This is a genomic window from Cupriavidus basilensis (genome assembly GCF_008801925.2).
Lineage (GTDB): Bacteria > Pseudomonadota > Gammaproteobacteria > Burkholderiales > Burkholderiaceae > Cupriavidus > Cupriavidus basilensis.
In genome coordinates this window covers 3,313,381-3,333,326 of record NZ_CP062803.1, presented here as the reverse complement: position 1 = coordinate 3,333,326, position 19,946 = coordinate 3,313,381, and the positions used below count along the sequence as shown (strand labels likewise).

Annotated in this window: 21 protein-coding genes and 1 pseudogene; 6 read left to right on the top strand and 16 right to left on the bottom strand. The window is 67.8% G+C overall.

Annotated features, from left to right (window positions below):
- Positions 1-36: 36 nt before the first annotated feature.
- Together F7R26_RS15310 and F7R26_RS15305 are read right to left on the bottom strand one after the other, a co-directional pair.
- Positions 37-1,230: an MFS transporter gene (locus tag F7R26_RS15310; protein WP_150984137.1), complete on the bottom strand. Its 1,194-nt coding sequence runs from the start codon at positions 1,228-1,230 to the stop codon at positions 37-39.
- A 291-nt stretch (positions 1,231-1,521) separates the two neighbouring features.
- On the bottom strand, positions 1,522-3,765 hold the full coding sequence (locus F7R26_RS15305) for an AsmA family protein (protein ID WP_150984138.1): 2,244 nt from the start codon (positions 3,763-3,765) through the stop codon (positions 1,522-1,524).
- A 187-nt stretch (positions 3,766-3,952) separates the two neighbouring features.
- Here F7R26_RS15305 and F7R26_RS15300 point away from each other — a divergent pair.
- Positions 3,953-4,321 (top strand): annotated as a pseudogene (locus F7R26_RS15300) (ThiF family adenylyltransferase); the annotation flags it as partial.
- 322 nt (positions 4,322-4,643) lie between these two features.
- Complete coding sequence (locus F7R26_RS15295; RefSeq protein WP_150984141.1) at positions 4,644-5,084, top strand: bacteriohemerythrin; 441 nt, start codon at positions 4,644-4,646, stop codon at positions 5,082-5,084.
- A gap of 23 nt (positions 5,085-5,107) precedes the next feature.
- On the opposite strand, the gene F7R26_RS15290 is transcribed toward F7R26_RS15295, so the two are convergent.
- Both F7R26_RS15290 and trxA read right to left on the bottom strand, forming a co-directional pair.
- On the bottom strand, positions 5,108-5,497 hold the full coding sequence (locus F7R26_RS15290) for a cupin domain-containing protein (protein WP_150984142.1): 390 nt from the start codon (positions 5,495-5,497) through the stop codon (positions 5,108-5,110).
- A 65-nt stretch (positions 5,498-5,562) separates the two neighbouring features.
- Complete coding sequence (gene trxA, locus F7R26_RS15285; protein ID WP_150984143.1) at positions 5,563-6,408, bottom strand: thioredoxin; 846 nt, start codon at positions 6,406-6,408, stop codon at positions 5,563-5,565.
- A gap of 259 nt (positions 6,409-6,667) precedes the next feature.
- Here trxA and F7R26_RS15280 point away from each other — a divergent pair, with 259 nt between their 5' ends.
- Positions 6,668-8,383, top strand: coding sequence for a long-chain fatty acid--CoA ligase (locus F7R26_RS15280; protein WP_150984144.1), 1,716 nt, complete (start codon positions 6,668-6,670; stop codon positions 8,381-8,383).
- Positions 8,384-8,449: 66 nt separating this feature from the next.
- Here the strand turns inward: F7R26_RS15280 and F7R26_RS15275 are convergent, their stop codons facing one another.
- Together F7R26_RS15275 and F7R26_RS15270 are read right to left on the bottom strand one after the other, a co-directional pair.
- Entirely contained in the window at positions 8,450-9,253 is an 804-nt protein-coding gene (locus tag F7R26_RS15275) for an ankyrin repeat domain-containing protein (protein ID WP_150984145.1), read from the bottom strand.
- Between the two features lie 16 nt (positions 9,254-9,269).
- Positions 9,270-9,974, bottom strand: coding sequence for a gamma-glutamylcyclotransferase (locus F7R26_RS15270; protein WP_150984146.1), 705 nt, complete (start codon positions 9,972-9,974; stop codon positions 9,270-9,272).
- Between the two features lie 125 nt (positions 9,975-10,099).
- Here F7R26_RS15270 and F7R26_RS15265 point away from each other — a divergent pair, with 125 nt between their 5' ends.
- Together F7R26_RS15265 and F7R26_RS15260 are read left to right on the top strand one after the other, a co-directional pair.
- On the top strand, positions 10,100-10,990 hold the full coding sequence (locus F7R26_RS15265) for a DUF1223 domain-containing protein (RefSeq protein WP_150984147.1): 891 nt from the start codon (positions 10,100-10,102) through the stop codon (positions 10,988-10,990).
- A 99-nt stretch (positions 10,991-11,089) separates the two neighbouring features.
- Positions 11,090-11,410: a hypothetical protein gene (locus F7R26_RS15260; RefSeq protein ID WP_043348426.1), complete on the top strand. Its 321-nt coding sequence runs from the start codon at positions 11,090-11,092 to the stop codon at positions 11,408-11,410.
- Positions 11,411-11,530: 120 nt separating this feature from the next.
- On the opposite strand, the gene F7R26_RS15255 is transcribed toward F7R26_RS15260, so the two are convergent.
- The 8 genes from F7R26_RS15255 to F7R26_RS15220 form a co-directional block, all read right to left on the bottom strand.
- A complete protein-coding gene (locus F7R26_RS15255) occupies positions 11,531-11,878 on the bottom strand; it encodes an FKBP-type peptidyl-prolyl cis-trans isomerase (RefSeq protein ID WP_006162999.1) in 348 nt (115 codons plus the stop codon).
- A gap of 96 nt (positions 11,879-11,974) precedes the next feature.
- Positions 11,975-12,523: a YaeQ family protein gene (locus F7R26_RS15250; protein ID WP_043348422.1), complete on the bottom strand. Its 549-nt coding sequence runs from the start codon at positions 12,521-12,523 to the stop codon at positions 11,975-11,977.
- A 96-nt stretch (positions 12,524-12,619) separates the two neighbouring features.
- Positions 12,620-13,324, bottom strand: coding sequence for an alpha/beta hydrolase (locus F7R26_RS15245; protein WP_150984148.1), 705 nt, complete (start codon positions 13,322-13,324; stop codon positions 12,620-12,622).
- An 18-nt stretch (positions 13,325-13,342) separates the two neighbouring features.
- The gene (locus F7R26_RS15240) at positions 13,343-13,654 is read right to left on the bottom strand and encodes a hypothetical protein (protein ID WP_150984149.1); all 312 of its coding nucleotides are present in this window, start codon (positions 13,652-13,654) and stop codon (positions 13,343-13,345) included.
- Positions 13,655-13,799: 145 nt separating this feature from the next.
- Positions 13,800-14,402, bottom strand: a complete 603-nt coding sequence (locus F7R26_RS15235) for a YceI family protein (protein WP_150984150.1) — start codon at positions 14,400-14,402, stop codon at positions 13,800-13,802.
- An 11-nt stretch (positions 14,403-14,413) separates the two neighbouring features.
- Entirely contained in the window at positions 14,414-14,797 is a 384-nt protein-coding gene (locus F7R26_RS15230; protein WP_150984151.1) for an MAPEG family protein, read from the bottom strand.
- 79 nt (positions 14,798-14,876) lie between these two features.
- The gene (locus tag F7R26_RS15225) at positions 14,877-15,095 is read right to left on the bottom strand and encodes an RNA-binding S4 domain-containing protein (RefSeq protein WP_043348411.1); all 219 of its coding nucleotides are present in this window, start codon (positions 15,093-15,095) and stop codon (positions 14,877-14,879) included.
- A 4-nt stretch (positions 15,096-15,099) separates the two neighbouring features.
- Positions 15,100-16,878, bottom strand: a complete 1,779-nt coding sequence (locus F7R26_RS15220; RefSeq protein WP_150984152.1) for a glutamine--tRNA ligase/YqeY domain fusion protein — start codon at positions 16,876-16,878, stop codon at positions 15,100-15,102.
- A 214-nt stretch (positions 16,879-17,092) separates the two neighbouring features.
- On the opposite strand from F7R26_RS15220, the gene F7R26_RS15215 reads away from it, so the two are divergent.
- The gene (locus F7R26_RS15215) at positions 17,093-18,532 is read left to right on the top strand and encodes a CoA transferase (RefSeq protein ID WP_150984153.1); all 1,440 of its coding nucleotides are present in this window, start codon (positions 17,093-17,095) and stop codon (positions 18,530-18,532) included.
- A 53-nt stretch (positions 18,533-18,585) separates the two neighbouring features.
- Here the strand turns inward: F7R26_RS15215 and F7R26_RS15210 are convergent, their stop codons facing one another.
- Together F7R26_RS15210 and F7R26_RS15205 are read right to left on the bottom strand one after the other, a co-directional pair.
- Entirely contained in the window at positions 18,586-19,203 is a 618-nt protein-coding gene (locus F7R26_RS15210) for an FMN-binding negative transcriptional regulator (RefSeq protein ID WP_150984154.1), read from the bottom strand.
- Positions 19,204-19,207: 4 nt separating this feature from the next.
- Positions 19,208-19,855, bottom strand: coding sequence for a pyridoxamine 5'-phosphate oxidase family protein (locus tag F7R26_RS15205; protein ID WP_241754339.1), 648 nt, complete (start codon positions 19,853-19,855; stop codon positions 19,208-19,210).
- Positions 19,856-19,946 lie beyond the last annotated feature (91 nt).

Here is a 19,946-nt window from a genome sequence, read left to right as displayed (position 1 = left end):
GCGCCTGAGCAACTCATGCGCGATGCCGTGGGCGCCTCAGGCCGGCGGCTGGGGTAGCTTGCGGGACTGGCTGCGCGAGTAGTAGCCGGCCACGCCCATCGCCCCTGCCATCGACAGGAAAATCGGCAGCATGCCAAGCGCCGTGCCGACCACGCCAAAGGTCAGCGGCCACACCACCTGGCTGGTATTGAGCACGGCCGAGCGCAATCCTAGTGCCTCGCCGGCGCGCCCGGTGGGCGAGGCCGTATGCAGGATGTTCATGACGTTGGGCTGGGCGCTGCCGAGCGCCAGGCCCAGCAGGAAGGCCAGGCAGCACATCAGCCAGAACTCGGCCGCGAAGGGGTAGAGCAGGTAGGCCACCGCCCCGACCAGCAGCGCGACCCGAATCACCTTCCACTCCGAGAGCCGGCGAGACACCAGCGGCATTGCCACACGGATGGCGAAGGTGGCAATGGCGAAGGCGCCCAGCACCCAGCCGACCGACGACGGCGAAAGGCCAACCCGGGTGCCCTGGATGGGAATGAGGAAGGCGTGCAGGTCCCAGGCCGCCGACAGGACCGCGCTGGCGATAAAGACCGCGCGCAATTCCGGGTGGGCAAGCAAGCCCAATGTGGAGTTGCGGCTGCCGTCCACGATAGCGCCACGCGCGGCGCGCCCGCCGTGTGCCGGCAGCCGCCCGCGCATGAAGTACAGGCCGGCCAGCCCTGCGGCCGCCACCGCCACCAGCACAAAGAAAGCCGGGCGGTAGCCGGCGTGCTCGATCACATAGCCCATCATCACCGGGCCCAGCGTGCCGGAGAACGAGAATCCCAGCGCCTGGAGCGTGTAGTTGCGCAGCCGCGTGCAATCGGTGGAAATCTGCCCGATCAGCAATTGCATGGCGACCTGCACCAGCATGAAGCCGACGCCGATCAGCGCACAGGAAAGGTAGAGCGCCGCGATGCCCGGCCACACCGCTGGCAGCAGCGTGCCCGCGACTACCATCAAGGAGCCTGCGGTCATCGGCTTGCGCGGCCCGATCTCGTCGATGCGCTTGCCGGCATGGATCGCCAGCAGCATCGGCAGCAACGCATAGAGCGACATCAGGATGCCGAGCGTGACGGTCGAGGCTTTGAGCGAGAGGGCAAACAGTGAAACCACGACGCGGCTGGCATTGAAGGCTACGTGGTTGCACACCGTTAGGGCGATCAGGCAGCTGATCGGCGGGACGGTGGCATGTAGCGGCGTCATGCAGGGGCGGGGGCGGGAGGGGTAATCGGGAAAAACAAGTGCGGCCGAAACCGCACCCTGAGAAGGACGCCAGCCTCGAAATGCATCGGAGCCAGACATCCGCTTCATGCCACGTATTGGAAACTTCGTTGTAAATGGCCGTTTAATTATGCGGCCGAATGTGGGCGATGCACAACGATGCCTTGCGTTGCAATGCACCAAAGTGTTGCGTAATTGCGTCGACGGCAGGAGGGGGCGCAAGGCGTCGCAAGCAGGCAACGACCGGCTCGCAAGCGGGCGGCGCACCGCCGGTCAGCCGCCCTGATAGAGCGTATTGCCTGGCGCTGGCCGATCGGATGCGGCGGGGCGCGATGGTGCCGTGGGCTTGACGGGCGCGGCTTGCGCGTCCGGCGAAGGGGCAGGGCCGGCCGCCTGGCTGGTCTTGCCGGTCTTCGGGTCACGGTAGGCCTGCCCGGGCGGCGGCGCGGTCGGGCGCGTGCGAATCTCCGCCAGCAGCTTGCCGCACTGGCTGTCGGGTGCGGTCGATAGATCGATCAGGGGCAGGACTGCCGTGGCCACCGGCGCGACCAGCGCCAGCGCCACCACGCCGCCAGCGCGCAAGGCCAGCACGCCGATGTCCGGGCTGACCGAGGGCTTCTTCAGCGTGCCGCCCACATAGAGCGGCGAGCGCAGCGAGAAGATGCGCAGACCCTTGGAATCCGGCCGCACGGTGAGCGCCAGCCGCTCGCTGCCAAGGTCGATGGCGCCGCTGGTGTCGATCACGGCGTCCTGGGTGTCGATGACGAAGACGCGCGAGCGCGCCACGCCGTTGGTGAAGCTGAAATCGCTGACGCCGCAATGGATCTGCACCGGCTTGTCGCCGAACAGCTTGGAGATCACCACGCTGCCCACGTTCAGGCCCATGGCCTCGAGCAGAAACTTGCTGACGGTGCCGTTTTCCACCAGCAGCTTGGCTTCGCCATTGGACGATCCCAGCAAGGCCGCCACCGAGTTGCCGGTGGCGCTCAGCTTGGCGCTGCCGTTGACTTCACCCACGCTGGCGCGCATCGACTCGAACTTCGGCAACAGTTGCTTGAGCTGGAGGTGGCGCGCTTTCATGTCGATGGTGGCGGCGAGCGGCTCGCGCTTGCCGTTGAGCTGCAGCGACGACATCAGGTTGCCGCCGGCCACGCCAAAGTTCAGCGGGTCCAGTGTCAGCACGCCATCGTCGAGCTTGAGGTGGGTGACGAGGTCGGTGATCGGCAGGTCGGCGGTGCGGATGATGCGCTTGCCGGTGAACTTCACGTCGGCGTCGATGCTGTCCCAGCGCTCGGTGCGGAACGGCGCCACCGGCAGCGCCTTGTCGGCGGGCTGGCGCACTGTGCTGTCGGATGCTGCCTGGCCGGGCTTGGCGTCGGCACCGATCAGCGGGGCCAGGTCCTCGAAGCGCAGTTGCTTCGATTCCAGTTCACCCGACAGCAGGGCACGTGGCTGGCGCTGCGTGTAGGTGAGCGAGCCGCTCAGGTCGCTGCCGCCGACGCGCCCGGAGAACTTGTCGTACCGGTACACGGAAGCCCCTTTGCGCAAGGTGGCAACCAGCCGGCCGCGGGTCTCGTAGGGCGGGGTGCTCGGCAGCACGATGCCGGTCAGCGCGTACAGCTGGGCCATATTGTCGCCGGACAGCTGCAGGTGCATGTCGAGCGCGCCCAGGTGGGCGGGGTTGGTCAGCGTGCCCTCCACCACCACGCGGGTGTTGCCCACCCGCATATCGGCCTGCAGCGGGAAGGGGTCCTGGGTGTCGCGCAGGCTCAGCACGGTGCCGGCCTTGCCGGTGGCGTTGATGGTGGCCTGGTTGTAGCGTCCCGTGGCCTTCCAGCGCAGGCCATAGCGCTGGCTGGTGTTGCCCGCGCCGCCGGGCTGGCCGACCGCGCTGGCCGTGCCCGATGCCGGGGGCGCGATCAGGGCGCCGTCGCGGGTCTTGTCGTAGAGGGCAGCGTCGCCGATGGTGTCCAGGCGCGCCTGCAGTTCAATCTTCATGGCCTGGTCGTTCAGCGCCAGGTCGCCGCGCGCCAGCGAGATCTCGCCGATGTCGAGCCGCCATCGCGATGGCGCCTTGCCGGCGGGCGTGACGAAGGTCCAGTTGTTGCGCTGGTCGGCCAGCCGCTCCAGCCAGACCGCGGGGCTGTCGACGGTAATGCTGGGGATCGAGATCTGGTGGGAGAGCAGGGGCAGCGGACGTAGCACGAAGATCAGCTCGCGCACGGTGGCAAAGTTGGCCTCCTGTGCCCATTTCGGGTTGCCGACAGTGATATCCCGGGCAGACAGGCGTGGCCAGGGGACCCAGGTGTGCCAGCCGGTCTCGCCCTCGGCGCTGCGCCAGGTCAGGGTGAGGTCGCCATTGACGGCAAAGGGCCGGCCGATGGCCTCGGTAACCTTCTGGTTCAGCCACGGCTTGAGGCGATTCCAGTCGAAGGTCAGAATGATCACGACAAGCGCCGCGATCAGCACCAGCGGTGTCAGTACACTCCAGAGAACGGCCTTGTGGCGCAGGGGCATGGGATCGGTTTCCTGGTTGGCGCCGGCAGCCGCGCGCGCTCTGCGAGACAATGCGGCGATCGAACCACTGCTGTGGGTATTGTATAGTTGCGCGCCCCGCTCCCCTGTCGGCGCCTGGCTGACAAGGTGCGGCAACGCGCGCTTTTCCCCGCAGTGTCCTCCAATTCAGCCAGCTTCGAGCGTAGAAATGAGCAACCCCGTCCCCGCAACCTCCACCCAGCCGGAACCGGAGCTGGCGCAATTGCCGCCGGCCCTTACCCACGAGAGCCCGGAGGATGACGACTACCACCGGCGCTTCGGCGGCGTGGCGCGCCTGTATGGCGCGGCGGGCCTGGCGCGGCTGGAGGCCGCCAACGTTTGCGTGGTCGGCATCGGCGGGGTGGGCAGCTGGGCGGCCGAGGCGCTGGCGCGCAATGCGGTCGGCCGTGTCACGCTGATCGACCTGGACCATATCGCGGTGTCCAACACCAATCGCCAGATCCACGCGCTGGGCGACGCCTATGGCCGCGCCAAGGTGCAGGCCATGGCGGAGCGCATGGTGCAGATCAACCCGCGCCCTGCGGCCGGCCATGATATTCCGAGCGTGGCACGTAGGTTGTCGGTCGTTCCGCCGGCATGAATTGCTGTAGGCCGAGAGCGTGCTCGACGGCTCGCCGCCTGCATCAGTGATCAGGCGATCGACGGTGCCGGCATGGCCGCAGAAGAAGAGCAGTCGGGGCATGGGAAGCCAGGGATCAGCCTGGTGCGGTGATGGAGCCAGCCCTGAGCATACCCTGCGCGTGTTGCCGTCCTTGGCGGCGCTGCGGTTTGTCCTGGATCAGCCCGGGCCGTTGCGGATTCGGTATCCTTGCGGTTTTCGCGATGTTGTCCCCTCCGATATGACCGATTCCTCTTCGCCTGGCACCGCCACGCTGGCCCCCGACCTGCTGTTGGGCGAGCCGGTCACCGATGCCACCCACGCCGAATTCGTCCAACTGCTGGATGCCGCCACGCGCGCCGACGATGCGGGCTTCCTGGCAGCCCTGGACGAGTGGATCGACCACACCCGCCATCATTTCGGCCAGGAGGAAGCGTGGATGGAGGCGATGGCCTTCGGCCCGCAGCATTGCCACCGCGGCGAGCACGAGCGGGTGCTGGCGGTGGCCGGCGCGGTGCGCGACAAGGTGGCCGAGGGCGACCTGGCGCTGGGCCGGCGGCTCTTGTCGGAGCTGCCCGGCTGGTTCGACCAGCACGTGAAGGCGATGGACGCGATGATGGTCAACCACATGCGCGAGAACGGCTTTAGCCTGATCGAGGCACCGTCGGAGCAGGCGGGCTAAATGGCCTAGATGGCCCGGATGCCTTAGATTGCGTCGGCGGCAGCCCGGTCCAGCACGACAAAGTGCTTGCGCACCGGTTCGAGCACCTCGAACAGGCCGGTGAAGCCGGCCGGGATCACGCAGGCGTCGCCGGGCCCGAATTCACGCGCGTTGCCCGCGTCGTCGCTGATGCGCAGGCGGCCGCTGATGACATGGAAGAACTCCTCCTTGCCCGCCGGAAACGCAATGCGCCACGCGCCCGGCTCGCAAGCCCAGATGCCGCAATCGAAATCGCCCTGGCTGGCGCTGTAGTGCGTCCAGGTGGTGCGGTCCGGGTTGCCGGCAACCAGCCGGTCCGGGCGTGGGCGATCGTGGCTGGGCAGCGGTTCGGGGTCGGTCTGGAAGTCGATCAGGCGGGGTGGGGAGGCAGTCACGGCGGAACAGGGCGGTTGCAGGGAAATAAAACGGCGGGCCCGGCCCGCCGCGTTCACCCGCCAGTTTAATTGAGCGCCGAGGCCAGCAGCCGGCGGTAGCGCGACACCACATCAGGCTGGTCGCTCATCAGCTTGAATACCGACAGCATGGCCGTGCGGCCGATATCGTCCTCGAAGGAGCGATCCGTGCGCGCGATGGCCAGCAGTTGCTCCAGCGCCGGCTCATATTGCCTGTGCGCGATCAGCGCGCGCGCCAGGTCCAGCCGCGCCTGCAGGTCACCGGGGGCGTCGGCGACACGGGCCGCCAGGGTGGCCGCGTCGGGCAGGTCCGAGGCACCGCGCATGGCCTCGATCCGGGTGCAGAGCGCAGCATAGCCGTCCTCCTGGGCCGCGTTGGGGGAGAGCATGCCGAACTCCAACTGGGCCTGGTCCAGCGCATCCTCGTCCAGCAGGAAACCGATGTATTCAAGGCGAGCGGCATCAAAGCCAGGATCGAACGCCAGCGCCGCCTGGAACGCCGACCTGGCCGCCTCGCGCTCGCCCGCGCCGGCAGCGTCGCGGGCAGCACGCAGGGCCACCTTGCCCGGGTCTGGCATCACCCGGGCAATGAACTCGCGCAGCCCGGATTCCGGCAGCACGCCGGTGAACTGGTCCACCGCCTGGCCGTCGGCGAACGCCACCACGTGGGGAATGCTGCGCACGCCGAAATGCGAGGCCAACTCCTGGTTCTCATCCACGTTTACCTTGGCCAGCCGCCATTTGCCGGCCGCCTCGCCCTCAAGCTTTTCCAGCATCGGCCCCAAGGTGCGGCAAGGGCCGCACCACGGTGCCCAGAAATCGACCAGCACGGGGATGTGGCGCGACGTCTCGATCACGTCGGCGTCAAAATTCTGCAGGGTTACGTCGCTCATGGCTTGGCCTCGGAGTGTGAAACGCCCGCGCGAAAGGCTCCACTCGCGCAACGACGTCTTCTCTTTCATATTGGGACCGTGCGGCCGAATGCAACCTTTGCACGCCGCGCGGCATGATGCCGGCGCAGGCAAGGGTAAGCGATGGATTGAAAAAAGAACGGTCGTTCGGTTATATTGCTTGACTGATTGCTGGTTTCGACAAATTCATCTCTCGCCTCGCATCCAAGACCAGGTCGGATAGACCGCACAGGAGACCTTTATGCAGACCCCCAAGCCCGCGCGCCCGCATTTCCAGTTCTGGCCCAAGCGCGTGCCCACCGAGATCGTGCTGCCGGAGACCTCGCTCTGGTACAACCTGGTGGTCTCCGCCCATCGCTACGCCGACAAGGCGGCCATCCGGTATTTCGGCAACGCCATCACCTTCCGGGCGCTGGAAGCCCAGGCCAGCGCCATGGCGGGCTGGCTGCAGCAAAAGGCCGGCGTGAAGAAGGGCGACCGGGTGCTGCTGTATATGCAGAACTGCCCGCAGTTCATCATTGCCTATTACGCGATCCTGCGCGCGGATGCCGTGGTCGTGCCGGTCAATCCGATGAACCGGTCCGAGGAGTTCAAGCACTACATCACCGACGCGCAGGCCAGCGTGGCGATCTGCAGCGCGGATCTGGCCATGGGCGCCGAGCAGGCCAACAACGAGTTGCCGCCCGAGCAGCGCCTGCAGTACCTGCTGGTCACGCAATACAGCGATGCGCTGCCTGCCAGCTACGAGAACCCCGAAGACGCCCCGGCCGCCTGGCTGACCACGCAGCATCCGCTGCCGGCCGGCGCCACCCCCTGGGCCGATGCGCTTGCCGCGCAACTGGTGCCAGGGCCGCATACCGCGGGCCCGGACGACATGGCGGTGATGCCCTACACCTCGGGCACCACCGGCTTTCCCAAGGGTTGCATCCACACCCACCGCTCCGTCATGCATAACGTGATCGGTGGCGGTATCTGGAGCGGCAGCGGCGCGGAATCGACGATCCTGGCGGTGCTGCCGCTGTTCCACGTGACCGGAATGCAGTACGGCATGAACGGCCCGATCTACAGCGGCGCTACCGTGGTGATGCTGCCGCGCTGGGACCGCGAAGTCGCGGGCCGGCTGATCTCGCGCTTCCAGGTCACGCACTGGACCAATATCCCGACCATGGTGATCGACTTCCTGGGCAGCCCGAACCTGGACCAGTTCGACCTGTCGAGCCTGCGCTACATCGGCGGAGGCGGCGCGGCCATGCCGCAGGCGGTAGCGGAGCGCCTGAAGCAGCAGTTCGGCCTTAACTACATTGAAGGCTATGGCCTGTCCGAGACCATGGCGCCAACCCACAGCAATCCGGGCGACCGGCCCAAGCTGCAGTGCCTGGGCGTGCCCACCTTAAATACCGACGCACGCGTGATCGACCCGGTCACGCTCAAGGAAGTGGCGGTCAACGAGACTGGCGAGATCATCGTGTGCGGCCCGCAGGTGTTCAAGGGCTACTGGGGCAAGCCGGATGCCACGCGCGATGCCTTCATCGAGTTCGACGGCAAGACCTTCTTCCGCACCGGCGACCTGGGCCGCATGGACGAAGAGGGCTACTACTTCATCACCGACCGGCTCAAGCGCATGATCAACGCGTCGGGTTTCAAGGTATGGCCGGCCGAGGTGGAGAACCTGCTGTACAAGCATCCCGACGTGCAAGAGGCCTGCATCATCGGCACGCGCGATGCGTATCGGGGCGAAACCGTGAAGGCGGTGGTGGTGCTCAAGACGCATGCCAAGGGCAAGACCACGCCCGAGGACATCATCGAGTGGGCCAAGGAAAACATGGCGGCCTACAAGTACCCGCGCGTGGTGGAGTTTGTCGACGCGCTGCCCAAGTCGGGCACGGGCAAGGTGATGTGGCGCGCGCTGCAGGAAAGCGAGAACGCGCGCAGCGCGGAGTCGAAGCCAGCGGCGTGAGTGGCCCGAGTGGCCTGAGCGGGTAGCGTCGCATCGGCGGGATGCGCGGGCACTTCCGAGCCCGCGTCAGTGCCCGCGCACGCGCACCAGCATCTTCACCATGGTCTTGTAGCTGCGCTCGCGGGCGTGCCGGGTCGGGGTGGTGCCATCCCGGTCGGCCAGGTTGGCGTCCGCGCCCGCATCCAGCAGCAACTGCACCGTGTCTTCATACCGCGCGCTGCCATCGCCCATGACGATGGTCTCCAGCAAGGCGGTCCAGCCCTGGCGGTTGACATGGTCGACCGCCACGCCGGCCTTCAACAACACCTTCACCACTTCGGTGTTGCCATGCTCGCACGCGGCGATCAGGGCGGTGTTGTCATAGCTGTCCGTGCTGTTGAGATCGGCCCCATGCGCCAGCGCCAGCTGCACCAGCTCGAGCTGCCCGGTGGCCGCGGCCAGCAGGAAGGGGCTGTTGGATTCCATGTCCTTGCGGTTGACATCGGCACCGGCCGCCACCAGTGCCTTGGCAACCTCGGTATGGCGGCTGTAGACCGCCACCAGCAAGGCACTGCGGCCGCGTTCGTCGGCGGCCTGGGCGGAAGCGCCCGAAGCCAGCAAGCGCTTGACCAGTTCGAGGTCTCCCAGCGTTGCCGCGGCAAGGAGATTGCGGTCGAGCCCGGCAACGCTATCGTGCGCGGCAGCGGTGGAGCCGGCAGCGCCTTGCCCGTGCGAGCGCGGCGATGACTGGGCCGGGCCGCTGCTGGCAGGGCGCGCCGCCAGCGTCGATCCGCCGGGTCCGGCCAGCAGCGCGCCGCCCATCAGCAAACCGGTCAGCCCCAGCACTTCGGCAAGCACCAGTCGGCGGGGGCGGGCAGCAGGGCGTGGCATCCTGGTCGATCCTGGGTCAGGCGGGTTCGCTGACAGCTTGTGCGGCCGTGGCATCCGTATCCTGCAGCCGGCGCCAGAGCCGGCCCAGGTAGGGGTCGTCGACCCCGTTGGTGGCAAGGCCAAGCAGCGTCTGCTGCAGGTACTCGCGGGCCGGGCCGTACAGGCCACAGGCGTGGCGCAGGCAGGCCACCACGCGGTCGTCCGGCAAGCGTCCGGCATAGGCTTCGTGCTCGCGGTTCATCACGAAGGCCAGGGCGCGCTGCCGCGGGCTGCCGTTCATCTTCACATTGAGCCAGCGGGGATGGTAGGCGCCGGTCAGCATCTCGCGGCGCCACAGCAGGCGGAATTCCTGCTCGATCATGTGATGGGGGATACGGAAGACGACGCCCTGGCACGAGCCGCCGCGGTCCAGCGCGAGCACCAGGCCAGGGTCGTCCCAGGTGCCGCGGTTGATGCGCGAGTACAGGTAGAAGCCGCGGTGGTAGCCATGCACGGTAGCCAGTTGGCGGTCCGTGTGAATCACCATCGGGTTCCAGATCAGCGAGCCGTAGCCGAACAGCAGGACATCGCCGGCCAGCCCGGGCGTATCCGGCCGCTGGTCCAGCGTAGCGTGCAGAGAACGCTCGAAAGCTTCTTCGGGAAGTAGCGAGGAAGCCACCGGCGTGCTGCAAAGAGAAGCACGCAGCCGATCTGTTTCGAGATCTTGTCGGGTGATGGCCATGATGCAAGCATAATCCAAAGCTGCGTGGCAGGCGGCATGGAAACCACATGGCACGCAGAAATGTCTGTAAGGTCCGGCAGGCTGTATGCGACTGACAACGGTCAGGCAGCCTTCGGAGGTCCAGCATGCACAAGCATCTCGAACAATCGGCCCAGGCCGATGCCATCGCGCACCGGGAAGCCGGGCCGCGCACCCCATCGCGCAAATCCTGCAAGCCCAGGTCTTGGCCAATGCGCTGGGCGCCGATGCTGATGCTCGCCGCGCTGGCCGGGCCGGTGGGCGCGGCGGCCAGCGCCGTGCCGGCCGCGTGCCTGCATGACAGCCCGCCCCAGCGGCTGGCGTTGATCGAGCTCTACACCTCGGAGGGCTGTAACAGCTGTCCGCCCGCCGATCACTGGCTCGGCACGCAGGCCGCTCGGCTGCCGGCCACGCAGGCGCTGGCGCTGGCGCTGCATGTCGACTACTGGGACAGCCTGGGCTGGCGCGACCGCTTTGCCAGCCCGGTGTTTACTGCCCGCCAGCGCGCGCTGGCGGGCGCCGTCGGCAGTCATACGGTATATACGCCAGAGGTGTTTGTCGGCGCGCGTGAGCAGCGCCGCTGGCACGACGCAGGCGAGGTCGCGGCGCGCGTGGCCGAGATCAACGCGCAAGCGCCCGGCGCCTCGCTTCGGCTGGGCTGGCAGGCGCTCTCCGCCGGGCAAGTGCAGGTTGCGCTGAGCGTGACGCCGGCGGCCCGCTCCGGGCCACTGCAGGCCTATGCCGCGCTGGTCGAGGACGGGCTGGTGTCGTCGGTGAAGGCCGGCGAGAACCAAGGCGCCACGCTGCATCACGAGCGTGTCGTGCGGCTCTGGCTGGGCCCCTTCGCGGTGCCGGCCGAGGGGCTGGCGTGGTCGGGCAGCGTGCCGCTGCCAACCGGGGCCGACCCGCGCAAGCTGGCCTGGGTCGCCTTCGCGCAGCAGCCCGGCGCCGAGGTGGCGCAGGCGGTGCTGGCGCCGCGCTGCGAATTGCCCGGGTGACGCAGGGATTCCTGTCGCGGACGGGCACTATCTGCTGGGCAAGGTGGCGGTATCGCCTGCTATGTCTTTACAATGGGGCATCAACCAGGAGAACAGGCTATGGCGCGCACGCTCACGGTAGTTTTCGGTACCGGCAAGGAATTTGGCTTCACCATTGGCGACGCAGAGTTGGCGGCGGTCACCGAGGATGCTGGCTGGCGCTGGTTCGACCGCGAGTACGCCGAGCTGGATTGCCAGGCCTCCAGTCCGGTCGGCAAGGTGCTGGTGATCGACAAGATCCTCAGCGTGGCCAAGTTCTCCGGCGAGCAGCGCTTCAGCGGCGATGCCGCGTGGGCCCAGGACTACGCCCGCCATGCCGCTCGCCTGCTGGACCGCGACAAGGTCCGGGTCGACGTGGGCAACGCCGCGATCAGTTTCTGATCGCGGCCTGTCCGCGGCACAATGAAAAGAGGGGCGCCGGTGGGCGCCCCTCTTTCTTGTGCGATCCGCGCAAGGTGCGGATGGATGCGATCGGCCGCTGCCGCAGCGGCGGCCAGGCGATCAGACCGCCAGCAGTTCCACTTCGAACAGCAGCGTGGCGTTCGGGGGGATCACGCCGCCCGCGCCGCGCGCGCCGTAGCCCAGCTCGGCCGGGATCACCAGGCGGCGGGTGCCGCCAACCTTCATGCCTTGCACGCCTTCATCCCAGCCGCGGATGACGTGGCCGGCGCCCAGCGGGAACACGAACGGGTCGTTGCGGTCCTTGCTCGAGTCGAACTTGCGGCCGGCTTGCTCGTTCTCGTAGAGCCAGCCGGTGTAGTGCACCGTGACATGCTTGCCTGCCGTGGCTTCGGCGCCTTCGCCGGTGACGGTGTCTTCAAATTGCAGGCCGGAGGGAGTGGTATTCATGGATGGCTTCCTTGTGCTGTATCAGCGAGGGTCACGGGTTCGGTGAGGCCGGCGGCAAACCGGCCGCACCGGGCGGATTGGTTGAACGGGTTTGGCTCAGCCCGCGGGCTGTTGCAGGACTTCGAGCGTGATGCGGACGTTGTGGTCGTCGTCGCTGACCCAGATCTCGCTATCCTGGATCGTCACCGACAGCCGCATGGCGCGCTGGGCCAGGGCGGCAAGTGCTTCTACCGCCTCGGCCGGCACATTGTAAATGGTCACGTTGCGCAGCTTGCCCGCCTTGCCGGCCATGCCCTTCCACCATTCGCGCGCGCTCGCACCATTGTAGGTGAACACGGTGACGCGATCGGCACGGGCCGCGGCGCGCTTCAGGCGCGATTCGTCGGGCTGGCCCAGCTCGATCCAGTGTGCGATGTCGCCGGTGAGGGTCTTCTCCCACAGGTCCGGCTCGTCGGGCTCGTCCAGGCCGCGGGTGAAGGTCAAGGTGTCGCTGGCTTCGCAGGCAAAGGCCAGCAGCCGCACCATCATGCGCGCGTCGTTTTCCGACGGGTGCTTGGCAATGGTCAGGGCGTGGCTGCCGTAGTAGGGCCGATCCATGTCGGAGACGGACAGTTCGGCCTTGTAGATGGTGGATTTAAGAGCCATGAAGGAAGCGGGGGCGGCAAAGGCTGCGAGAAGCGAAAGGCCGCATCATACGTGAATCGGGCAGGGCGATCTCGCGCCGGACTTTCAAGTGCCCGCTCAGGCGCCCACGGCGCGTAGCGCGATCGCACTCAGCCGGTTGGCAAAGCCGGGCTGGTTCTGCCAGGCCTCCCCCAGCAAGTGGCCGGTATCCGGCAGGTCGATCACCTCCACGCGCTCGGCCACGCCGGCGCGTTTGGCGAGCGTATCGGCGATGCCGGGCGGAATGACCGCGTCCTCGGCGCCGCGCACCAGCGTCAGGCGGCCGCGGAACCCGGCAATGAGGTCAAAGGCGAGCGAGGCGCGCCAGCTGTCGGGGGTCCGCAGCACTTCCGTAAAGGCCGGGCCGAAGGGGAGTTCAAACGCGGCGGGGTCATAGGCGGCGCCCACCAGCGTCAGCAGCCGACCGATATGGTTGCTTGGGTCGGCGGCCAGCCGCACGGCGATTTCCCCGCTCATGCTGATACCGATCACGGCCCGGGGGGCGGTGCCGTCAAGGTGCGCCAGCGCCGCCCGGGCTTCGCGCAGGCGCTTGGCCAGCGAGTTGGGCGTGCGCGCCGAGCTTTCGCCGTGGCCGGAAAAATCGATGGCAACGCTGCCCACGCCCCGCGCGGCAAGCGCCTGGCGCAAGGCCAGCCAGCGCGCGCGGTGGCTGGTGCCCGCGCCGTGCAGCAGCAGGCAGCTCGCGCCGTTGCCGGCGTCGATGCGGTCGGCAGCCAGCGTTTCGGCGCCGGCCTCGATGTCAAAGCGCAGGGGCGTGCTCATGGTGGGCCTGGCGGCGCTTCAGCGGGATTTCTTGTCATCGCTCAGGTAGTAGCGCAGCAGCGCCGACGCCAGCGTCAGGCAGAGAAACGCGATGGCGATCACCATGGCGTGCCCGGCGGGGCTGTCGATCTGTCCCGACAGGGCCAGGCTGGCCAGCCAGCTGCCTACCGGCAGGAGCAGCAGGGGCACCAGCAGCGCGCGGCGCCCATAGGTGCGCAGCGCCCACGCGGGGAAATTGCGCAGGAAGGCCATCGGGATGCTGCAGATCAGGCAGGCGCCCGCGGCGGCTAGCGAGGCCGCCACCACATCCCCAACTTGAATCGTGATCATTGTTCTCGGGTTCCCCGTTCAGGCGGAGGCCGGGAAAGGGCCGGCCGGAAAAATGCAAACCGCTGATTCTACAGAAGAATTTCGGTTTTCTGGTGTCGCGGGGGCGACATGTCGCGGCGGCAGGAAGGCGAGCGTGGCGTGGCTGTCACTCCAGCGCCGGTAGTGCTGGCGTGGCTTCCACCGACAGGGTCAGAACCACGGTATCGCCCACATCTGGCAGGAAGCGCGTCATGCCAAACGCGCTGCGCGACAGCACGGCGCGGAAGTCTCCACCGCACACGTGACGCTTGATGCCGAACAGGGAGATCTCGCCGCAGCTGAAGCGCTCGGCCTCCAGCCGCAGCGGCTGCGTGACGCCGTGCAGGGTCAGCTCGCCTTCGACGGCAACCAGCCGGTCCCCGTCCCGCACGAAGCGATTCGCGCGCAGCCGGACCACGGGAAAATTCTGGGCATCGAGAAACTGGGCCGAGCGCAGGATGCCGTCCAGCGTGCGGTTGCCGGAATCGACCGAGTCGGCATCGACCGTGAAATCGATCGCGCCGCTGCCGCTGGCTTCGTCAAAGCTGATGCGGCCATCGATCTTGCCAAAGCGCCCGCGCACCGAGGTCCGCTCAAAGTGGCTGGCGGCGAAGTACACCGTGGTGTGCGTCGGGTCCACCGTGAAGTTGACGAGCTCCGCCTGCGCCATGCCAGGCAGGCACGGCGCCAGCAGGCAGAGTGCGCAAGCGACAGTTGTCGAAAGCCGCATGACGCGTGTCCTCAGTGGACGAATACCGGCAACAGGAAGATACCGATCACCGACAGGAAGCCGATGGTCCAGCACAGCGTGCGCAAGGTGGCGCGATCGGCCAGGTAGCACACGGTGTACAGGATGCGCGCGGCAAGGAAGACCAGCGCCAGTTCATCGATGCGCGCCGCCGGTGCTTGCAGGTGCGTGGCGCACAGCACGGCCGCGGCGAAGAAGGGGAAGGCCTCGAAGTGATTGCGGTGCGCCATGTCGGCGCGCCGCGCGCGTCCGGCCTGCTTTTCCAGCCAGCCGCGCGGGTCGTGGTTGTCGTAGGCGCGTCCGCTCGCCTTGGCCACGCCCACCGTCACGACGGGCAGGATCCCTGCCAGCAGCACACACCAGAATGCGATCGGCATTGTCATTTCCTTTGCTTGGAGGAAAACGCCCGGCGACCGGACTGGCCGGCCGCCGGGCGTGCTCGCGCAGGCGACGGCCTCAGGCTGCCACCACGCGGATTTTCACGCCGGCCACGCTGACCACCTGGCCGGCGCGGATCTTGGCGGTCTTGCGAGATTCCACCGCGCCGTCGACCGAGACTTCGCCGGCCGCCACCAGCGCCTTGCCGGCGCCGCCGCTGTCGCACACGCCGGCGACCTTGAGCAGGTCGTTCAGGGCAATATGCTCGCCCTCCAGCGGGAAGGTTACGGTTTGCATGGGCTTATTTCCCCCAGCTGTCGCGCAGCCCGACGATGCGGTTGAAGACCGGCTTGCCCGGCTTCGAATCCACGCGGTCGGCCACGAAGTAGCCCTGGCGCTCGAACTGGAAGCGATCCTCCGGAGCGGCTTGCGCCAGGCCGGGTTCCAGGTAGGCCGTGACGATCTTCTTCGAGTCCGGGTTCAGCGCGTCGAGGAAGTTCTTGCCGCCGGCGTCCGGGTTCGGGTCGTTGAAGAGGCGGTCGTACAGCCGCACTTCGGCTTCATAGGCATGCGCCACACTGACCCAATGGATGTTGCCCTTGACCTTGACGCTGTCCGCGCCCGGCGTGCCGCTGCGAGTCTCGGGCAGGTAGTTGGCGTGCACGGCGATGACCTTGCCGTCGGCGTCGCGGTCCACACCCGTGCATTCGATCACGTAGCCGTGGCGCAGGCGTACCTTGCTGCCAGGGGTGCCGTCCTCCTTGGGCGCGAACAGGCGGAAGTAGCCCTTGGGCGGCGCTTCGCTGAAGTCGTCGCGTTCGATCCACAGCTCGCGCGTGAGCGGGAAGACACGCATGCCCAGCTCCGGCTTTTTCGGATGCACCGGCGCCGTGCATTCGTCGCTCTGGCCTTCCGGGTAGTTGTCCAGGATCAGCTTGAGCGGATCCAGCACGGCGGCGCCACGCGCGGCACGCGCGTCGAGGTCGTCGCGCACGGCGCCTTCCAGCGTGCTCATGTCGATCCAGCTATCGGACTTGGCCACGCCGATGCGCTCGCAGAACAACTGGATCGATTCCGGCGTAAAGCCGCGGCGGCGCACGCCCACGATGGTGGGCATGCGCGGATCGTCCCAGCCGTCCACGCGGTTTTCAGCGACCAGTTGCAGCAACTTGCGCTTGCTGGTGATGGCGTAGGTCAGGTTCAGGCGGGCGAACTCATACTGGTGCGGCAGCGGCTCGCTGAACACGCCGCATTCGCGCAGCTGCGCCAGCACCCAGTCGTAGAGCGGGCGGTTGTTCTCGAACTCCAGCGTGCAGAGCGAATGCGTGATGTTCTCCAGCGCGTCCGAGATGCAGTGGGTGAAGTCGTACATCGGGTAGATGCACCACTTGTCGCCCGTGCGGTGGTGATGCGCGTGGCGGATCCGGTAGATCACCGGGTCGCGCATCACGATGTTGGGCGCGTTCATGTCGATCTTGGCGCGCAGCACGTGCTCGCCGTCGGCGTACTTGTCGTCGCGCATGTCGCGGAACAGCTGCAGGTTTTCCTCGACGCTGCGGTCGCGGAACGGCGAGGGCGTGCCCGGGCGGGAGAAGTCGCCGCGGTTGGTGGCGATCTGCTCGGCGCTCTGGCTGTCCACGTAGGCGACGCCGCGCTCGATCAGTTTTTCGGCGAAGGCGTAGAGCTGGTCGAAGTAGTCGCTGGCGTAATACAGGTGCGGCTGCTTGCTGCCGTCCTTGGCCGTGGTGTCCCAGCTGAAGCCGAGCCAGTGCACCGCGTCGATGATGGAGTCGACGTATTCGGTGTCTTCCTTGACCGGGTTGGTGTCATCGAAGCGCAGGTGGCAGCGGCCGCCGAAATCGCGCGCCATGCCAAAGTTCACGCAGATGCTCTTGGCGTGGCCGATATGCAGGTAGCCGTTGGGCTCCGGCGGGAAGCGGGTGATGACGGGGGGCAACGGCTCGCCCTGGGCATCCTGGCGGCCGGCGTAGGTGCCGGCGGCGAGGTCCTGGTCGATGATGCTGCGCAGGAAATTGGATGCGGCGGTCGTGCTGTCGTTGGCTTTGGGGTCGTTGCTCATGGTGGCGCCGGTGGGCGGTTAAGTCAGGAGGCGGGGCGGCGGCCGGAGTCTGGCGCGCAGCCTGCCGCGCTGCTCGATTGCATGGCGGAATGCCGGATCGGGTGATTTTACCGTGCCGGGGACCAGAGTCGTGCAAACTCCGCGCACGGGCGCAAAAACACCCGGCACGGCCTAGGATGGAGAGAGCGCACCCGCCCTGTGGAGCCTTGCCGCCATGCCGACGCCAACGATTTCCCAAGCCACCCGCCCAACCCCGCTGGAGGCCGTCGCCGGGCTCTGGCTGGCCGCCGGGCTGCCAGCCAGAGCCCTGGACCGGCTGCAGCTCAGCGGTGCTGATCCGGTGCTGCCGTCGTCGTTCGCCGTGGGCACGGCCGCCCAGGCCAGCCTGGGCGCGTCGGCGCTGGCCGCCGCCATGCTGTGGCAGCAGCGCAGCGGGCGCTGGCAGGACGTGGCCGTCGACATGCGCCACGCCGTGGCCGAGTTCCGCAGCGAGCGCTACCTGCGCGTGGGCGGCGAGCCCGCGCCGGAGTTCCGCGACAAGGTGTCTGGCCTCTACCGCTGCGGCGACGGCCGCTGGGTACGCGTGCATGCCAATTTTCCCCATCATCGGGACGGCGTGCTGCGCATCCTGGGCTGCCCGCACGATCCTGCCGCAGTGCGCTCAGCCTTGCAGAAATGGGATGCCGAGGCCTTCGAGGCCACCGCCTCCGAGGCCGGCCTGGTCGTGGCCGCCTTGCGCAGCTTCGACGAGTGGGACCGCCATCCGCAGGGGCAGGCGTTGCACGGCATGCCGCCACTCACCATTGAGCGCATCGGCGAAGCGCCGCCGCAGCCGCTTGCCGCGCTGCCCACAGCCGGCGCGCGCCCGCTGTGCGGTGTGCGCGTGCTGGATTTCACCCGCGTCATCGCCGGTCCGGTAGCCGCACGCACGCTGGCCGCGCACGGCGCCGATGTGCTGCAGGTGAGCGCGGCCCACCTGCCCAGCATTGCCCCGCTGGTGATCGACACCGGGCGCGGCAAGCGCGCCTGCCAGCTCGACCTGCGCGACCCCGATGACAAGCGCGCCCTGCACAAGCTGCTGCACGGCGCCGACGTGCTGATCCAGGGCTATCGCCCCCAGGGGCTGGCGGAGTTGGGCGTGGGGCCGGAGGCGGTAGCCCGCGCCCGCCCGGGCATCGTCTATGTGACGTTAAGTGCTTATGGGCATGTGGGTCCCTGGGCTGGCAAGCGCGGCTTCGATTCGCTGGTGCAGACTGCCAGCGGCTTCAATCAGGCTGAAGCGTTCGCGGCGCGCAGCGAGGAGCCGCTGCCGCTGCCTGCGCAAGTGCTGGATCATGCCGCCGGCTACCTGCTGGCGCTTGGCGCCATGGCCGGGCTGCATCGCCGTGCGGCCGAGGGCGGCAGCTGGCATGTGCGGGTGTCGCTGGCGCAGGTTGGCCAGTGGTTGCGCGGCCTCGGCCGGGTCGAGGGCGGGTTGCAGGTGCCGGACCAGCGCTTCGAGGACGTGGAAGACCTGCTGGTGACGTTGCCGTCGGGCTTTGGCGAACTGCGCGTGGTGTCGCACGCGGGGCGATTGTCCGAGACGCCCGCGTACTGGGCGCTGCCATCGGTGCCCCTGGGCACGCACGCGCCTGAGTGGCTGCCGCGCGCCTGAGCGGCGCATGGGCTGGGTTCGAAGCTGGCCGTTAGGGGGGCTTCAGGCGTTCTTCAGGCGCCAGTCATGCGCGCCATCCAGTCCGCCATGTCGCGCTCGATGGGGCTGCCCTCCTGCTGAGCTGCGAGAATGCGGGCACGGTCGCTTGCCGGGCGGTTCTGGCTGAGCTTGAACTTGGCCTCGATGCGCGTGGGCACGATGCGCAGGCCCACGATCGCGCCCAGCATTTTCTGCTGGAAATCCTCCGGCAGCGCGCGCCACTGCGCAGCGTAGCCGGGCTCGTTCTGTGCGATCAAGCGCTTGAGCAGCGCATCCTTGGCGTCGGCGTCATGGAGGGTGGCGATCTCTGCGTACACATGCACGGCCACGTAGTTCCAGGTCGGCACCGACAGCTTTTGCTCGTACAACGCTGGCGACACATAGCCGTGCGGCCCCTGGAACACCAGCAGGGCGCTTGGCGTCTGCTCCAGCCAGCGCCAGTGCGGGTTGGCACGCGCCATATGGCCTTCGATCTGCCAGGCGTCGCCGCTGCGCTGGGCCACCACCGGCAGGTGGGTGGCGAAGGGCTGCCCGTCGGCGTCGTTGCCGATCAGCGTGGCAAAGGGGTAGCGGCGCATGACCTCGTCGATGGCGTCGCTTTCGGTGCTGGCGAAGTGGGATGGCGTGTACATGGGATCAATACAGGGTTTGCTTCATCCGCGCGGGCTGCGACTCGTCGTAGGCGACGCCGTCGAAGGGATTCTGGCTCACGGCGGCAAGGATGGTGCCGTTGCTCGGCAGGCTGGTGCGCGCCACCTGTGTTTCCGGGGCCCACAGCTTGGAACGTACCAGCGCGCGGGCGCACTGGAAGAACACCGACTGGATCGAAATCACCAGCACGGTGGCCGGCGCCTTGCCATCCACGACGCAGCGCGCGATCAGCGCCGGGTCCACCGAGACATGAGCGGTACCCGCCACGCGGATGGTCTCGTTGACGCCCGGGATCACGAACAGCAGGCCCACGCGCGGGTCGGCGATGATGTTGCGCAGGCTGTCCAGGCGGTTGTTGCCACGCCGGTCCGGCAGCAGCAGCGTGCGCTCGTCCAGCACCTGCACAAAGCCCGGCGCGTCGCCGCGCGGGGAGACTTCCGCGTACTCTGCGCCCACCGTGGACAGCAGGCAGAGCGGGGCGGCCTCGACGAAGGCACGGTAGTGCGGGTGCAGGTAGTCGACTTCCTTGGCGAGCGAGGCTTCGCCGGCTTCGGCGTAGTGGGCCTCCAGCTCGGCCAGCGTGGTCAGGGCGTGCGGCGTGGTCATGTCGGGTGGCGGATGTGGAAGGCGCATGTGGGGGCGCTCGTCAGGGCGTTGGGAAGGCCGGGCAGACGTTCACTGTAACGCAGTAGCGCACCCTTTGTCGCGTTGACGCCGCAGTCCT

Coding starts and splice junctions, on each gene's coding strand:
- F7R26_RS15270 (WP_150984146.1), bottom strand. CDS start 9,974: ATGGCCATCACCCGACAAGATCTCGAAACAGATCGGCTGCGTGCTTCT.
- F7R26_RS15310 (WP_150984137.1), bottom strand. CDS start 1,230: ATGACGCCGCTACATGCCACCGTCCCGCCGATCAGCTGCCTGATCGCC.
- F7R26_RS15275 (WP_150984145.1), bottom strand. CDS start 9,253: ATGCCACGCCCTGCTGCCCGCCCCCGCCGACTGGTGCTTGCCGAAGTG.
- F7R26_RS15235 (WP_150984150.1), bottom strand. CDS start 14,402: ATGCGGCTTTCGACAACTGTCGCTTGCGCACTCTGCCTGCTGGCGCCG.
- F7R26_RS15215 (WP_150984153.1), top strand. CDS start 17,093: ATGCCGACGCCAACGATTTCCCAAGCCACCCGCCCAACCCCGCTGGAG.
- F7R26_RS15245 (WP_150984148.1), bottom strand. CDS start 13,324: ATGAGCACGCCCCTGCGCTTTGACATCGAGGCCGGCGCCGAAACGCTG.
- F7R26_RS15205 (WP_241754339.1), bottom strand. CDS start 19,855: ATGCGCCTTCCACATCCGCCACCCGACATGACCACGCCGCACGCCCTG.
- F7R26_RS15210 (WP_150984154.1), bottom strand. CDS start 19,203: ATGTACACGCCATCCCACTTCGCCAGCACCGAAAGCGACGCCATCGAC.
- F7R26_RS15255 (WP_006162999.1), bottom strand. CDS start 11,878: ATGAATACCACTCCCTCCGGCCTGCAATTTGAAGACACCGTCACCGGC.
- F7R26_RS15295 (WP_150984141.1), top strand. CDS start 4,644: ATGACCGATTCCTCTTCGCCTGGCACCGCCACGCTGGCCCCCGACCTG.
- F7R26_RS15265 (WP_150984147.1), top strand. CDS start 10,100: ATGCACAAGCATCTCGAACAATCGGCCCAGGCCGATGCCATCGCGCAC.
- F7R26_RS15305 (WP_150984138.1), bottom strand. CDS start 3,765: ATGCCCCTGCGCCACAAGGCCGTTCTCTGGAGTGTACTGACACCGCTG.
- F7R26_RS15250 (WP_043348422.1), bottom strand. CDS start 12,523: ATGGCTCTTAAATCCACCATCTACAAGGCCGAACTGTCCGTCTCCGAC.
- F7R26_RS15230 (WP_150984151.1), bottom strand. CDS start 14,797: ATGCCGATCGCATTCTGGTGTGTGCTGCTGGCAGGGATCCTGCCCGTC.
- trxA (WP_150984143.1), bottom strand. CDS start 6,408: ATGAGCGACGTAACCCTGCAGAATTTTGACGCCGACGTGATCGAGACG.
- F7R26_RS15260 (WP_043348426.1), top strand. CDS start 11,090: ATGGCGCGCACGCTCACGGTAGTTTTCGGTACCGGCAAGGAATTTGGC.
- F7R26_RS15225 (WP_043348411.1), bottom strand. CDS start 15,095: ATGCAAACCGTAACCTTCCCGCTGGAGGGCGAGCATATTGCCCTGAAC.
- F7R26_RS15220 (WP_150984152.1), bottom strand. CDS start 16,878: ATGAGCAACGACCCCAAAGCCAACGACAGCACGACCGCCGCATCCAAT.
- F7R26_RS15280 (WP_150984144.1), top strand. CDS start 6,668: ATGCAGACCCCCAAGCCCGCGCGCCCGCATTTCCAGTTCTGGCCCAAG.
- F7R26_RS15240 (WP_150984149.1), bottom strand. CDS start 13,654: ATGATCACGATTCAAGTTGGGGATGTGGTGGCGGCCTCGCTAGCCGCC.